Source organism: Micromonospora sp. NBC_01740 (assembly GCF_035920365.1).
GTDB classification, from domain to species: domain Bacteria; phylum Actinomycetota; class Actinomycetes; order Mycobacteriales; family Micromonosporaceae; genus Micromonospora; species Micromonospora reichwaldensis.
Genome location: NZ_CP109150.1, coordinates 6,978,996 through 6,994,071, shown reverse-complemented (window position 1 = coordinate 6,994,071; position 15,076 = coordinate 6,978,996). Strand labels below are relative to the sequence as shown.

Here is a 15,076-nt window from a genome sequence, read left to right as displayed (position 1 = left end):
CTAACCCGCCCCCCGTCCGTCAGTCGGGGCACGGCAGCCGTTCGAGGGCGACGGGACCGGCGTCGGAGGGCACGGCCAGCGCGAAGCACGCCGCCGAGTCGGCCCGCTGCCAGCCGAAGACGGAGGCTGCCGTCTTGGCGACCCGGACGCGGAACACCAGCCGTACGGTCGCCTCCGCGCGGGGCCCGTCGCTGCGTACGGTCAGCACCTCGACCCCGTCCACCGCGTCGGCGGCCCGCCGCAGCGTCGACTCCCCGGCCGCCGGTTCGGCGAGCAACCGCGCGCGGGCGAGCTGCGCGGTGGCGGTCACCTCCCGCTCGGCCTGTCGCTCCAGCCGCTGCTGTGACCGGTCCCGCAGCAGCGGCAGCCCGGCGGCCGCCCCGGCCACCGTCAGCACGATCGCCGGCGCCGCCACCGTCAGTACGCGCCGCGGCCACACCGATGTCCCACCCCCGTGTCGCACGGGGCGATTGTGCGCCACGGGCCCGCCCCGCGGCTGCCCCGTCGCGGGCCGACGGGGTGGGCGCCGTACCCCCGGGCGGCCCTGTTTTCGCAGTTCCAGCCCTTGCCGGCGGGAACACGTCTACTGTGGAGAACATCGGCGACTTGTGGTGTTCCGGTGGCGGCCGGGTGGTTCGCGGTGCACAGTGATCCCATGAGCGACAGCGGAAGCGGTGGGCACTTCTACTGGTGCACCCGGCACCACCGGGTCGAGACCGACGCCGACGTGTGCCCCGCCAGGCACGTTCTGGGGCCGTACGCCTCAGCCGCCGACGCGGAGAACGCCCTGCAGACGGTGCGGGAGCGCAACGACGCGTGGGAGGCCGAGGACGCCCGCTGGGCCGGGGAGAACAGATAGGCGGCGCGGGACGGCCCGCGCCGAGGCACGTGGTGCTCCGCGAGGGCGAGAGCACGTCCCCAGGAAGGGAACCGAGATGGCCGAAGCACAGCAGGCCACCACCCGCCCGGCCGCCAGACGTACGACCGCCAGGAAGACCGCCGCGGCGGAGCGGACCGCGGGCACGGCGCGGACGACGCGCCCGTCCGCCACGTCCACGGCGGCGAAGAAGGCACCGGCCAGCAAGGCGACCGGCGGCGCGGGACGGGCCCCGGCGAAGAAGGCCCCCACCGCGAAGGCTTCCGCTGCGAAGGCCCCCGTTGCGAAGGCTCCCGCGAAGAAGGCGGCGTCCAGGGTCGCCACCGCGGCGAAGCGGACGACGGCCGCGGCGAAGAAGACGACCGCCACCGCCGCGAAGAAGGCGCCCGCCGCGGCGAAGCGGACGACGGCGGCGGCCAAGAGCACGGCGGCGAAGAAGACGACCTCGGCGAAGACGCCAGCCCGGCAGGCGGCGACGAAGGCAGCCACCACGGCGAAGAAGGCCACCACGGAGAAGAAGGCCACCACGGCGAAGAAGGCCACCGCGCCGGCGAAGAAGGCCACCGCCGGCGGCACCGCCCCCGCCCGCAAGGTCACCTCGGCGGCGAAGAAGACCACCACGGCGGCGAGGAAGAGCACCACCACGGCGGCGAAGAGGACCACGACGGCGGCGAAGGCCCCGGCGAAGAAGGCCACCGCCAAGAAGACGACGCCAGCCAAGAAGACGATGGCAGCCAGGAAGACGGCCGCGACCCGGCCCACCGGCGGCGCCCGCAAGGCCGCCGCGACGAAGGCCCCCGCCAGCAAGGCCACCGCGACCTCCTCGGCCACCACCCGCAAGGCGGCGGCGAAGAAGGCCCCGGCGAAGACGACCGTCGCCGAGGCGCCGGCGAAGAAGACGACCGTCGCCCAGGCGCCGGCCAAGAAGGTCACCGCCCGCAAGGCACCCGCCCCGACGACGGCGGCCCGGGCCACCGCCCCCCGGGGCGTACGGGCGAGCGCGCGCCGGGCGACCGGCTGACCGCGACGCGGAGACCGGCACTCGCCGGGAAGCGGATCATCCGCCACACTGTCAGGATTGACCCCGTGGTGATCCGACGCGTACTCGCACCCCGCATCGACTTCGGCGCGCTGCGCCGCGAACTGGGGCTGCCCGAGGGGTTCCCGGCCGAGGCGCAACGCGAGGCCGACGCCGCGGCGGCCGCGCCGCCCCGGCCCGCCGCCGACCGCACCGACGTCCCGTTCGTCACCGTGGACCCCGCCGGTTCGCGCGACCTGGACCAGGCGATGCACCTCGCCCGCCGCCCCGGTGGCGGCTACCGGGTGTCGTACGCGATCGCCGACGTCGCCGCGCACGTCCGCCCCGGCGGCGCGCTGGAGGAGGAGACCTGGCGGCGCGGGCAGACCGTCTACCTGCCCGACGGCACCGTGCCGTTGCACCCCGAGACCCTCAGCGAGGGCGCGGCCAGCCTCCTGCCGGACGTCGACCGGGCCGCCGTGCTGTGGACGATCGACCTGGACGCCGACGGTGGCACCGTCGGGGTCACGCTCGAACGCGCGCTGGTGCGCAGCCGGGCCAAGCTGGACTACGTCGGCGTCCAGGCGGACGCCGACGCCGGCCGGCTACCCGATCCCATCGCCCTGCTGCCCGAGATCGGGGCCCTGCTCACCGCGCGGGGGCTGCGCCGGGGAGCGATCAACCTGCCGCTGCCCGAGCAGGACGTGGAGGCAGACGGCGACGGCTGGCGGCTGGTGCTGCGCGGACCGGTGCCGATGGAGGAGCACAACGCCCAGATCTCGCTGCTGACCGGGATGGCCGCCGCCGACATCATGCTCGCCGGGGGCATCGGCCTGCTGCGTACGATGCCGGCGCCGAAGCCCGAGGCGGTGGCGCGGCTGCGGGCCGCCGCCGCCCCGCTGGGCGTGCACTGGCCGGACGGCGCCGGCCCCGGCGAGGTGATCGCCGGGCTGGACCCGTCGCAGCCCCGGGCCGCCGCCTTCGTGGACCAGGCCGCCGAGCTGATGCGGGGCGCCGCGTACACGGCCTTCGACGGCGCGCCGCCCGAGCAGCGGGAGCACGGCGGGGTCGCGGCCGCGTACGCCCACGTCACGGCGCCGCTGCGGCGACTGGCCGACAGGTACGCCACGGAGGTCTGCCTGGCCCTGCACGAGGGCCGGGCGGTGCCCGACTGGGCCCGCGCGGCGCTGCCCCGGCTGCCCGAGGTGATGGCCACGACCGACCGGACCGCTTCGGCGGCCACCCGGGGCGCGATCGAGCTGGCCGAGGCGGTGCTGCTGGAGCACCGGGTGGAGGAGACCTTCGACGCGGCGGTGCTGGACGTCGACGCGGCCCCGGACGGCAAGGCCCGCCCGGGCCGTCGGCCCGGCGGCACCGTGGCGCTGGACGAACCGCCGGTGCGCGCCCGCTGCCTCGGCGAGCTGCCGCTCGGCGAGCGGGTGCGGGTCCGCCTGGTCACCGCCGACCCCGCCACCCGCACGGTGGCCTTCGAACTGGCCTGATCCCGCAGGCCCGCCCACCTCTGCGTGATGGCTGCCGGGCGGGCCCGGTCCCGCCTGCCCGCTCTGCCCGGTCGGTCCGCGCGGTGGCCGCCGGGTTGTCTTGATCCCGCTGGCTCGGTCGCCCTGCGCGGTGACCGCCGGGCCGGTCCGGTCCCGCCGGCGGATGCCTCGGCACCGTCGGCGGCAGCGGGGATTGTCACAGCGCCCGCCGGTGCCGCCGGCCTGCGGGTTTGCGAGGATGGCGGCATGGCTTACGACGCGAGCACGCTGCCCGACGTGTCCGGGCTGACCGTCGGCATCATCGGCGGCACGGGCGACCAGGGGAGGGGTCTCGCCTACCGGTTCGCCCGGGCCGGCCAGCCCGTGCTGATCGGGTCCCGTACCGCCGAGCGGGCCGTCCAGTCCGCCGAGGAGATCGCGGCCCTGCCCGGCGTGCCCACCGGGGCACCGGTGGCCGGCGGCGGCAACGAGGAGGTGGCCCGGCGCAGCGACGTGGTCATCATCGCGGTGCCGTGGGACGGGCACGCCGCCACCGTCGCCGCGCTCGCCGAGCCGCTCGCCGGCAAGATCGTCGTCGACTGCGTGAACCCGCTCGGCTTCGACAAGCAGGGCCCGTACGCGCTCACGGTCGCCGAGGGCAGCGCCGTGCAGCAGGCCGCCGCGCTGCTGCCCGACTCCCGGGTCTGCGCCGCGTTCAACCACGTCAGCGCCCCGCTGCTCGCCGACCCGGAGATCGAGCGGATCGACCTCGACGTGCTGATCTGCACCGAGGACCGCGAGCTGGTCGGCGTCGTCGCCGCGCTGGCCGCCCGGATCCCCGGCATGCGCGGCATCTACGCCGGCCGGCTGCGCAACGCCCACCAGATCGAGGCGTTCACCGCCAACCTGATCGCCATCAACAAGCGCTACAAGGCGCACGCCGGCATCCGCGTTACCGACCTCTGACAACACCCGCCCCGCTCGGCTCGGTCCTGCCCTGCTCGGCCCTGCCCTGCCCTGCCCTGCTCGGCCTGGCCCGGCCTGGTCTGGTCTGGCCCTGCCCGGCTCGATCCTGCTGGGCGTGCTGCACCCTGCTTGGCGTGCTCGACCCGGTCTAGCCCCGCCCCGCCCCGCCCCGCCCCGCCCCGCCCCGCCCCGCCCCGCCCCGCCCCGAGATCTTGGTACGGAACGGCCCCTCGGGGGGCCGTTTCCTACCAAGATCTCTGCTCGAGGCCGTGTGCGGGGCTTGCGTGCGGGTTCACTGGGCGGGGCCTGCGAGCGAGGCCGCTGTGCGGGGCTTGCGTGCGGGCTCATTGGGCGGGGCCCGCGAGCGAAGCCACTGAGCGGGCCTGCGTGCGGGGCTTGCGTGCAGGTTCATTGGGCGGGGCCTGCGAGCGAAGCCACTGAGCGGGCCTACTGGGCGGGGCCTGCGTGCGAGGCCGCTGTGCGGGGCTTGCGTGCGGGCCTACTGGGCGGGGCCTGCGAGCGAAGCCACTGAGCGGGGATCGCGAGCGGGGCTGGTGGGCCGGGCTGTATGAGCGGGGCGTGGTGGGCCGGCCCGGCGGGCGGTGCGGCCCGCAGGGTCGCACCGCCCGTAGGACGGCTCAGAAGGTGTGTTCCTCGGCGGGGAAGTCGCCGCCGCGGACCTCGTCGGCGAAGCGCCGCGTCGCGTCGGTCAGGGCGCCCGCCAGGTCGGCGTAGCGCTTCACGAAGCGCGGCGCTCTGCCGGTACGCAGGCCGGCCATGTCCTGCCAGACCAGCACCTGGGCGTCGGTGTCCGCGCCGGCGCCGATGCCCACGGTCGGGATCGGCAGCTCCGCTGTGATCCGCTTGGCCACCTGCCCCGGCACCATCTCCAGCACCACGGCGAACGCGCCCGCCTCGGCCACCGCCCGGGCGTCGGCGATCACGTCGTCGGCCGTGTCGCCGCGCCCCTGCACCCGGTAGCCGCCGATGGCGTGCTCGCTCTGCGGGGTGAAGCCGATGTGCGCCATCACCGGGATACCGGCGCCGGTGATGGCGGCGATCTGCGCGGCGCAGCGCCGGCCGCCCTCCAGCTTCACTGCGTGGCAGCCGCCCTCCTTCATGAACCGCACGGCGGTGCGCAGGGCCTGCGTGGGGCCCTCCTCGTAGGAGCCGAACGGCAGGTCGCCGACGACCAGCGCGTGCCGGGTCGCCCGGACGACCGCACGGACCAGCGGGAGCAGCTCCTCGGTGGTCACGGGGACCGTGGTCTCGTAGCCGAAGACGTTGTTGGCCGCCGAGTCGCCGACCAGCAGCACCGGGATGCCGGCCTGGTCGAAGATCGAGGCGGTGTACTGGTCGTACGAGGTGAGCATCGGCCACCGTTCGCCGCGCTCCTTGGCGGCGATCAGGTCGCGGGTGCGTACCCGCCGGGTGGCCGGGCCGCCGTAGAGGGCGGTCACCTCGGACGGGGTGGACTCCACCATGGCTCTCTCCTTCCTCGAGGCCGCGTGCGCGGTCCCCGGGTTCCGCCGCGATCGTCGCACCCGACGACCGGCCGGCGGCAGAGCGCAGTGGAGGATGTCACTCCCGGGCCGCCGCCGGCCCGGGAGCGACATGGCTCAGCCGTCCTCGCGCCACCGGTTCGTGATCGGCAGCCGCCGGTCCCGCCCGAAGGCCTTCATCGAGATCTTCGCGCCCGGCGCGGACTGGCGGCGCTTGTACTCGGCGGTATCCACCATCCGCAGCACCCGGTCGACGACGGCCGGGTCGTGGCCGGACGCGACCAGCCCGTCGCGGCCCAGGTCACCGTCGACGTAGCCGATCAGGATCGGGTCCAGCACGTCGTAGTCGGGCAGCGTGTCGCTGTCGAGTTGGCCCGGGCTCAGCTCGGCGCTCGGCGGCTTGCCGATGGAGTTCTCCGGGATGGGCGGGGTCTCGCCCCGGCGGGCGGCGTCGGCGTTACGCCACTTCGCCAGCCGCCAGACCAGCGTCTTCCAGACGTCCTTGACCGGGTTGAAGCCGCCGACCGAGTCGCCGTAGAGGGTGGAGTAGCCGACCGCCAGCTCGCTCTTGTTGCCGGTGGTCAGCACCAGGTGCCCCTCCTGGTTCGACAGCGCCATCAGGATCACCCCGCGTACGCGCGCCTGGAGGTTCTCCACGGAGACCCCGGAGAGCGACATGTTCGCCAGGAAGGTGTCCACCATCGGCTGGATCGGCTCGACCCGGTAGTCCAGCCCGGTCCGCTTCGCCAGCTCGGCCGCGTCATCCCGGCTGTGCTCGGAGGAGTGCTGGCTGGGCAGCGAGACGCCGACCACCCGGTCGGGCCCGAGCGCGTCGACGGCGAGCGCGGCCACCACCGCCGAGTCGATGCCGCCGGAGAGACCCAGCACCACCGAGGGGAACCGGTTCTTGTTGACGTAGTCGCGCAGGCCCAGCACGAGCGCCTGCCACACCTCGGCCTCGTCAGCCACCGGTGCGATGATCCCGCCCGTGGCGGCGGGGCCGGTGGGCGCCGGCGGGATGTCCCCGGCCTCCGTCCGCACCACGCGCATCCCGTCCGCCAGCTCCTGCTCCGGGGCGGCCGGCTCGCCGGCGGCGGGCAGCTCCACGTCGTGCACCAGCAGGTGCTCGACGAACTGCGGGGCCCGGGCGAGCAGCGTGCCGTCGGCGCCCACGATCATCGAGTCGCCCTCGAAGACCAGCTCGTCCTGCCCGCCGACCATGTTGACGTACGCGATCATCGCCCCGGCCTCGGCGGCCCGGCGGCGGACCAGTGGCAGCCGGACGTCGTCCTTGTTCAGCTCGTACGGCGAGCCGTTGACGCAGAGGACGAGGCCGACCCCGGCCTGGCGGGCGACGGCGAACGGGCCGCCGGCCTGCCACAGGTCCTCGCAGATGGTCAGCGCCACGTCCACCCCGCCGACGCGGACGACGCTCAGCGCGTCGCCGGAGACGAAGTAGCGGTCCTCGTCGAAGACGCCGTAGTTGGGCAGGTGGTGCTTGAAGTAGGTGGCGACGATCCGACTGTGGTGCAGCAGGGCCGCCGCGTTGCGGGCGCCGCGACCGGGCTCGGCGTCGCCGCTCACCTGCGGCGGGCCGTCGGCGTCCAGGTAGCCGACCAGCACCGGTAGGGCGCCCAGCCCGTCGGCGTCGAGATCGGCGGCGAGGCGTTCCAGCGCGGCCTTCGACGCGGCGACGAAGGACCGGCGGAAGACCAGGTCCTCGACCGGATAGCCGGTCAGCATCATCTCCGGGAACGCGACGATCTGGGCGCCGGTGTCGGCGGCCCGGCGGGTCCAGTCACGGACCAGGCCGGAGTTGCCGGCGAGGTCGCCGACGGTCGGGTTGACCTGGCACAGGGCGAGACGCAGGGTGGGCATGTCCTCATCTTGCCCCAGCCGTGCGGACCCGACACGCGGGGCGGGGCGAGACCACGGGAGCCGCGGGACAGGGCGGGACGCCCGCCGGCCGGTCGCGTAACGTCGGCGTAACGAGGCCGGTGGAGACTGGTCGGTCAGGCCGGGTCGACCCCGGTCGCAGGTGCGCAACGGTGTCGCGAGGGGTGGAAGTGGACCGTCAGCAGGAGTTCGTCCTCCGTACGCTGGAAGAGCGGGACATCCGGTTCGTCCGGCTGTGGTTCACCGACGTGCTGGGCACGCTCAAGAGCGTGTCGGTGGCCCCCGCCGAGCTGGAGGCGGCCTTCGAGGAGGGCATCGGGTTCGACGGCTCGGCGATCGAGGGCTTCGCCCGGGTCTTCGAGTCCGACATGGTGGCCATGCCCGACCCGACGACCTTCCAGGTCTTCCCGTTCGAGGGTGGGGCCAGCGGCGAGAGCGCCCGGATGTTCTGCGACATCCTGCTGCCCGACGGCGGTCCGTCCTGGGCCGACCCGCGGCACGTGCTGCGCCGGGCGCTGTCCAAGGCCGCCGAGAAGGGGTTCACCTTCTACACCCACCCCGAGATCGAGTTCTTCCTGCTGGAGAACGGCCCGCTGGACGGCTCGGTGCCCATCCCGGTCGACACCGGCGGCTACTTCGAGCACACCACCCACGCCGTGGCCCGCGACTTCCGCCGGCAGGGCGTGCTGGCGCTGGAGCGGATCGGCATCTCCGTGGAGTTCAGCCACCACGAGGTGGCCCCCGGCCAGCAGGAGATCGACCTGCGCTACGCCGACGCGCTCACCACGGCCGACAACATCATGACCTTCCGGCACGTGGTCAAGGAGGTGGCGCTCTCCACCGGCGTGCAGGCCACCTTCATGCCGAAGCCGTTCACCGACCAGCCGGGCAGCGGCATGCACACCCACCTGTCGCTGTTCGAGGGGGAGCGCAACGCGTTCCACGACGCCGGCGACCCGATGAAGCTGTCCAAGGTGGCCCGGGCGTTCATCGCCGGGCTGCTGGTGCACGCCCGGGAGTACACGGCCGTCACTAACCAGTGGGTCAACTCCTACAAGCGGCTGTTCCCGCAGGCGTTGCCGGACCGGGTGACCGAGAGCCCCGCGTACGTCTGCTGGGGTCACCTGAACCGGTCCGCGCTGGTCCGGGTCCCCGCCTACGGCAAGCCGAACTCCGCCCGGGTGGAGGTCCGCTCGCCGGACTCGGCGGCCAACCCCTACCTGGCCTTCGCGGTGCTGCTCGGCGCCGGGATGAAGGGCATCGAGGAGGGCTACGAGCTGCCGCCGGGCGCCGAGGACGACGTGTGGTCGTTGACCAGCGCCGAGCGGCGGGCGATGGGCTACGAGCCGCTGCCGGAGAACCTGTCCGAGGCGATCGACGTGATGGCCGGCTCCGAACTGGTCGCCGAGGTGCTCGGCGAGCACGTCTTCGACTTCTTCCTGCGCAACAAGCGGGCCGAGTGGGAGCAGTACCGCCGCGAGGTCACCCCCTACGAGCGGCAGCGATACCTGTCGCTGTAGGCCCGCCTCCCGGAGCCGGAGCGGGGCTCCCGCTGCTGGCGCGGTGCCGCTATCGTCTCGGTCACCGCGCCGGCATCCCCGCCGGGCGCAGAGTTCGGGAGGCAGTCGGTGCTGGAAGACCTGCTCAGCGGAGCCTGGCAGAGCGTCGTGTTCGGGGTCGTCGGGGTGGCCCTGATGGCGGCCGGGTTCGGGCTGGTCGACATGCTCACCCCCGGCAGGCTGCGGGAGCTGATCTGGGTGCGGCGCAACGGCAACGCCGCGCTGCTGCTCGCCGCCAACCAGCTCGGCATCGCCGGGATCGTGTTCACCGCGATCCTGACCAGCTACAGCGACTTCGCCAGAGGGCTCGCCTCGACTCTCGTCTTCGGCCTGGTCGGGCTGGTCATCATGGCGCTGGCGTTCTTCGTACTGGACCTGCTCACCCCCGGCAAGCTCGGCGAGATCATCTGCTCGGACGAGCCGCACCCGGCGGCGCGGGTCAGCGCCGCCACGCACTTCGGCGCCGCGCTGATCGTCTGCGCCTGCATCGCCTGACCTGTCCCGTCACACCCCCGTCGTAGGTTGCGGGGGTGAACCGGACGGACCGTCTCTACGCCCTGGTCGAGGAGCTGCGCGCTGTGTCGCCACGGCCGCGCAGCGCCCGCTGGCTCGCCGCCCGCTTCGAGGTGAGCACCCGCACCATCGAGCGCGACATCGGCGCCCTCCAGGAGTCGGGCGTGCCGATCTGGGCCGAGCCGGGTCGCACCGGCGGCTACGCGCTCGACCGGGCCCGCACCCTGCCGCCGGTCAACCTCACCCCCGTCGAGGCGGTCGCGATGGCGGTGGCGTTGCACCGGATGCGCGGCACGCCGTTCGCCGCCGCGGCCGGCACCGCCCTGCGCAAACTGATCTCCGTGATGCCGGCCGCCGACGCCGCCGAGGCCCACCGGCTCGCCGCCCGGGTGCACCTGATCGGCGACGGCCCGGTGACGCCCGTCCCGGCCGCCGTCGCCGACGCGGTGCGCGCGCGACGCGTGCTGCGCCTGCGCTACGCCGACCGCTCCGGTGCCGGCTCGCTGCGCGACGTGGAGCCGCTGGGCTACCTCGGCAACCCCCGCCACTGGTACCTGCTGGGCTGGTGCCGGCTGCGGGCCGGCATCCGCGCCTTCCGCGTCGACCGGATCACCTCGGTCACGACCCTCGCCGAGCGGGTGCCGGAGCGCGAGCTGTCCGCCGACGACATCGACATCCCCCAGGAGCGGATCCGCCGGCTCAGCCTGGTCTGACACGGGGCAGCGCGGCCCTCCCGTGCACGGCATGCTGTCTCTTCCGCATGTTCCCCGCAGGAGGTCACCACGTGCCCGACGCGCTCAGCTACGCCGACGCCGTTCGCCTGCTCGGCGGGGAGAAGAGCAGGGTCGTCGACTGGTTCGACAAGCTGACCGGAGGAGCCCTGCTGGCCGCCTCGGTGCCGGTGCCGGCGCTGCTGGGGATCTTCGACGCGAAGGCGGAGTTCGTCCGGCTCGGCCACGAGCTGGTACGCGGCATGTCCGAGAAGCGCTCCGGGCTGTCCCGGTACGACCGCACGCAGCGCCTGGAGGCGGCGCACGCCGTCATCGCGGTGACCGCCTTCTTCGAGGTGCTGAGCGAGATCGACCTGCCCTTCGACGTGGCGAGCGCCCGGATCAGCAAGGCCGAGCAGTTGTCGTTGGCCGGCTCAGGAGCGGTGCACGAGGCGGCCCTCACCGACGCGTTCTTCGCCACCGCGGCGCCGCTGCCTGGTCCGCAACTGCCCTATCCCGCGTTCCGTCATGCCCTGGTCGCCTACTACGGCGGGCTCGTCGGCCGGCTGCAACACCTCCTACGCGGCCTGGCCGTGTGGGAGGCCGTCGACGAATGGCGGCGACAGGCGACGGAGAAGGTGCTGCTCCGGCTGCCCATGACCGCCGCCGACCGGCACCGCGACCTGCTGACCCAGCTCGCGGTGGACTACGTCGAGGTGTCGTTCTGGATCGGCCTGCACGAGCACGAGGCGACCCGGACGCAGGTGCGTGCCCTCTCGGTGGGGCTGGACGAGATGCGGCAGGCCCTGGTCGCCCTCTCCGCGGGAGGCCCACCCGACGGCCGTCGGGCGGCGCTCGCCGTGGCGTACACCGCGGAGTTGGGACGGCCGATCATCTCGTCCGGGGAGGTGCCGACCGGGCTGACGGTGCCGACGCTCGGCGAGGCGTACGTGCCGCCGCTGTGCCGGATCGAGGAGTTGCCCGCCCACGCGCGACCGAGCGACGAGGCGTGGTGGGATGGGCGGCCGTTGCGTGACGACCTGTGGCAGTCCCTGGTCGTGCACCTCACTTCGCCGAACGCCACCCGGGCCCCGCTGCTGGTGCTCGGCCAGCCGGGCTCCGGCAAGTCCGTGCTGACCCGGGTCCTCGCCGCGCAGCTGCCGCCTGCCGACTTCATGGTGGTGCGGGTGGTGCTGCGCGACGTCCACGCCGCCGGGGAGCTCCAGGACCAGATCGAGCAGGCGGTCCGTAACGACACCGGAGAGAGGGTGGACTGGCCCGGCCTGTCCAGGTCGGCCGGCGACGCCCTGCCGGTCGTGCTGCTCGACGGCTTCGACGAACTGCTCCAGGCCACCGGAGTCAGCCAGACCGACTACCTGCGCCGGGTGGCGGCCTTCCAACGGCGCGAGGCCGACCAGGGGCGTCCGGTGGCGATGCTGGTGACCAGCCGCACCAGCGTCGCCGACCGGGCGCAGCCGCCGCCCGGCACGGTGGCGGTACGGCTGGAACCGTTCGACGGCGAGCGGGTGCGGGCCTGGACCGCCACCTGGAACCGGGTCAACGACGGGGCGTTCCGCGCGCTCGGCGTGCAGCCGCTGGAGCCGGCGACGGTGCTGGCCCACCGTGAGCTGGCCGAACAGCCGCTGTTGCTGCTGATGCTGGCGCTCTACGACGCCGAGGGCAACGACCTGCGATCGGCCGGCGGGCTGCGCCGGGGCGAGCTCTACGAACGCCTGTTGCGCAGCTTCGCCCGCCGCGAGGTCATGAAGCACCGGCCGGGCCTGTCCGAGCGGGACCTGGACCGGGTGACGGAGGACGAGCTGCGCAGGTTGTCGATCGTGGCGTTCGGCATGTTCAACCGGGGCGTCCAGTGGGTCACCGAGAACGACTTCGAGTCGGATCTCGCCGCGCTGCCGTTCCTGGGCAGCCGTCCGGCGGCTGTCACGACCGACGGACACCTGCGTACCCCGCTGCGACCTGCCGAGATCGTCCTGGGCCGCTTCTTCTTCGTGCACCGCTCACAGGCGATGCGGGACCAGACCCGGGCCAGCACCTACGAGTTCCTGCACGCCACCTTCGGTGAGTTCCTGATCGCCCGGACGACCGCGCTGGTGCTGGACGACCTGGTGGCCCGGGAGGCGAGCGCCCTGCTGGGGGCCACGCCGACGGACGACGATCCGCTCCACGCCCTGCTGTCCTTCGCGACACTGACCGGACGCACCCCGATCGTCACCTTCCTCACCGAGATCCTGACGTCGTGGGGCGGAAGCCGGCGGGACGCCGTGGTCGACATGCTGCTGCGCCTGTTCCGGGCGGCGACCGGCCGGCGACCGGCGCGCCACTTCGAGTCGTATGAGCCTCGGCAGTTGTCGGTTCCGAAGCGCCACGCCGTGTACGGCGTGAACCTGCTCGTGCTGCTGCTCGCCGCGAGCGGGCAACTGCGGGGAAGCGAACTCCCCTTGGACAGCGGCGACGTCGTGTCCGGGTGGAACCGACTGGCTCTCTTCTGGCGTTCCCAGCTCAGCGACAGCGAGTACGCCGGCCTGTTGGGCGCGGTGCGGGTCGAGCGGGCGTGGTCGGGAACGCGACGGGATCTGCTCCTCTCCATCGAGGAAGGTCAGGACAAGTCGCCGCCACCGGCGGGCGACCCCAGGTGGTTCATCAGCGGCTCCAGGGACGACAGCCCCGTGGAGGACGCGGCGAGTTACTACCTGATGACCGGGACAGACTTCGCCCTGTTCGCTCGGACCGCGCACTTCGAGTGCGATCCGAATCTCGACACGGCGCTGCACGCGCTGGGACCGCTGGGGCATCCGCTCGACGCGCTCGACGGCTTCTGGACCTTCAGGGACGGCGACCGGTCGGAAGCCCGGCTCCTGCTCGACGTGTCGCTTCTCCCGATCCTCGGCGCGGGGGCTCGGGAGCGGGAGCGGGCCTACCAACGCCTGCTGGCCATCGTGGAGGAGCCGGACGAGACACCGCAGCTGCCGGTGGCGGAGTTCGTGCTGGATCGGATCTCGACCGATCACGGGTTGTCCGCCGCGTTCGTCGCCGATGTGCTGTGTCTTCTCCAACAGGACGTGACGCTCGTCGGCTCCCTGCTGGCGTCGGCCGCCCGCTGCGTTCTTGCCTTCCTCGGCCGCGACCGGGAGACCGACGTCAGGCTGGCTGAGCAGGCCGACCGCCTGATCGCCGGCGCACAGTGGTACGCCGCCGCTGGCGGCAGTCCGCTCGACTGGCTCGACACCGACACCGACACCGCGGAGTTGGTCGTCCGCACGTACGAGGCGGGCGTGCGGCGGTACCCGGTATCGGTGGCCGAAGCGGCGAGTTTCCGCGCCCGCCACGGATCGCGCCGCCCCGACCTGGTCGACCGGTTGATTCCGCTCACCGACCCGTCCGAGTAGCGGTCTGGTCGCAAACACCGACAGGACGGTGTCGCGGACGGGGCGGAGGCTGACTCCTGACGGCGCCGGCCGAACGGCCGGCGCGCGAACGGGAGGCGACACATGTCCACGATCACCAGCGGGGTCAACTGGTTCGAGGTCGGCACGGACCGGCCGGAGGAGACCGGGCGCTTCTACACCGACCTGTTCGGCTGGGCGTTCGGCGAGCAGGGGACGCCGGAGGCGTCGTACCGGGTGACGGAGGCGGGGCCAGCGGGTTCCATCCAGGGCGCGATCCGGGACACCGGCGGGGCGAGCCCGAACTACGCCATCTTCTACGTCCAGGTGGCCGACGTGGCCGACGCCGCCCGGCGGGCGGCGTCGGCGGGCGGCAAGGTGCTGGTGCCGCCGAGGTCCAACGACAACGGGCTCACCTTCGCCCACCTGGCCGACCCGGTCGGCAACCACTTCGGCGTCTACGCCCCGCCACCGGGGGCCTGAGCAAGACCGGCCGGGTCGCCGCCCGCCCCGGCCGGGTCGCCGGGGCGGACGGCGTACGTCACTTGCCGGCCGGTCCGCCGTGGCCGCCCCGACCGCCAGGGCCGGGCAGGACGCCGGCCTCGGCGGCGGCGGTGACGGCGTCGGCCTGCTCCTGGGTGAGCTTGCCGTCCTCGACGGCCTGCGCCAGGCGCTCCTTCATCGCGGCCTGCCGGTCGGCGGGGTCGCCCTTACCGGCCTTCTCGGGCCGGTCGCCCTTCCCGGGCCGGTCGGCGGGCTTGTGCTCCTCGCGCAGCTTCTCCAGCGCGGCCGTCACCTTGTCGGTGTCGACGCCCAACTCTGTGGCCAGCTTCCCGGCGAACTCCGCCTGCCGGTCGGCCCGCTGCTGCTGGCGGTCGCCGCCCTCGGCGGCGCTGGTGCTGGCGCCCGGCGCCGGGGTGTCGCCGTCCGCGGCGAATGCGACCGTCGGGGCGGCGAGGCCCACGCCGAGTACGCCGGCCGCGGCCAGCCCGGCCAGCAGGTGCTTCTTCCTCGTGGTGCGGGACATGTCGTCCTCCAACTCGTCGATGGGTCGTGCGATGACCTCACCGACAGTGACCGGTAGGGCTGAGGGGATGCCGTGGCGACCCTGTCAGCGAGCTGGCAATCCGGGGGCCGCCCGACCGGACAA

Annotated in this window: 13 protein-coding genes; 9 read left to right on the top strand and 4 right to left on the bottom strand. The window is 73.8% G+C overall.

Annotated features, from left to right (window positions below; translation table 11 throughout):
• Positions 1-19: 19 nt before the first annotated feature.
• Positions 20-439, bottom strand: a complete 420-nt coding sequence (locus OG989_RS30390) for a hypothetical protein (RefSeq protein WP_151454034.1) — start codon at positions 437-439, stop codon at positions 20-22.
• A 216-nt stretch (positions 440-655) separates the two neighbouring features.
• On the opposite strand from OG989_RS30390, the gene OG989_RS30385 reads away from it, so the two are divergent.
• The 4 genes from OG989_RS30385 (at position 656) to npdG (ending at position 4,342) form a co-directional block, all read left to right on the top strand.
• On the top strand, positions 656-859 hold the full coding sequence (locus OG989_RS30385) for a hypothetical protein (RefSeq protein WP_151454033.1): 204 nt from the start codon (positions 656-658) through the stop codon (positions 857-859).
• A gap of 76 nt (positions 860-935) precedes the next feature.
• Entirely contained in the window at positions 936-1,898 is a 963-nt protein-coding gene (locus tag OG989_RS30380) for a histone (protein WP_327029208.1), read from the top strand.
• Between the two features lie 65 nt (positions 1,899-1,963).
• Complete coding sequence (locus tag OG989_RS30375) at positions 1,964-3,397, top strand: RNB domain-containing ribonuclease (RefSeq protein ID WP_327029207.1); 1,434 nt, start codon at positions 1,964-1,966, stop codon at positions 3,395-3,397.
• Between the two features lie 246 nt (positions 3,398-3,643).
• Positions 3,644-4,342, top strand: coding sequence for an NADPH-dependent F420 reductase (npdG, locus tag OG989_RS30370; protein WP_327029206.1), 699 nt, complete (start codon positions 3,644-3,646; stop codon positions 4,340-4,342).
• Positions 4,343-4,980: 638 nt separating this feature from the next.
• Here npdG and panB read toward each other — a convergent pair.
• Positions 4,981-5,826, bottom strand: coding sequence for a 3-methyl-2-oxobutanoate hydroxymethyltransferase (panB, locus tag OG989_RS30365; RefSeq protein ID WP_151454030.1), 846 nt, complete (start codon positions 5,824-5,826; stop codon positions 4,981-4,983).
• 135 nt (positions 5,827-5,961) lie between these two features.
• Positions 5,962-7,722: an NAD+ synthase gene (locus OG989_RS30360; RefSeq protein ID WP_327029205.1), complete on the bottom strand. Its 1,761-nt coding sequence runs from the start codon at positions 7,720-7,722 to the stop codon at positions 5,962-5,964.
• 188 nt (positions 7,723-7,910) lie between these two features.
• Between OG989_RS30360 and glnA the strand changes: the two genes are divergently transcribed.
• The 5 genes from glnA to OG989_RS30335 all read left to right on the top strand — a co-directional run bounded on the left by glnA (position 7,911) and on the right by OG989_RS30335 (position 14,409).
• Positions 7,911-9,260 (top strand): type I glutamate--ammonia ligase, encoded by a 1,350-nt coding sequence (gene glnA, locus OG989_RS30355; protein WP_151454028.1) that lies wholly within the window; start codon positions 7,911-7,913, stop codon positions 9,258-9,260.
• Positions 9,261-9,368: 108 nt separating this feature from the next.
• Positions 9,369-9,794, top strand: coding sequence for a DUF350 domain-containing protein (locus tag OG989_RS30350; RefSeq protein WP_151454027.1), 426 nt, complete (start codon positions 9,369-9,371; stop codon positions 9,792-9,794).
• Between the two features lie 35 nt (positions 9,795-9,829).
• Positions 9,830-10,525, top strand: a complete 696-nt coding sequence (locus OG989_RS30345) for a helix-turn-helix transcriptional regulator (RefSeq protein ID WP_151454026.1) — start codon at positions 9,830-9,832, stop codon at positions 10,523-10,525.
• A gap of 71 nt (positions 10,526-10,596) precedes the next feature.
• Positions 10,597-13,929, top strand: a complete 3,333-nt coding sequence (locus OG989_RS30340; RefSeq protein WP_327029204.1) for an NACHT domain-containing protein — start codon at positions 10,597-10,599, stop codon at positions 13,927-13,929.
• 102 nt (positions 13,930-14,031) lie between these two features.
• Complete coding sequence (locus OG989_RS30335) at positions 14,032-14,409, top strand: VOC family protein (protein WP_327029203.1); 378 nt, start codon at positions 14,032-14,034, stop codon at positions 14,407-14,409.
• Between the two features lie 58 nt (positions 14,410-14,467).
• Here OG989_RS30335 and OG989_RS30330 read toward each other — a convergent pair whose 3' ends face one another.
• A complete protein-coding gene (locus OG989_RS30330) occupies positions 14,468-14,953 on the bottom strand; it encodes a hypothetical protein (protein ID WP_327029202.1) in 486 nt (161 codons plus the stop codon).
• Positions 14,954-15,076 lie beyond the last annotated feature (123 nt).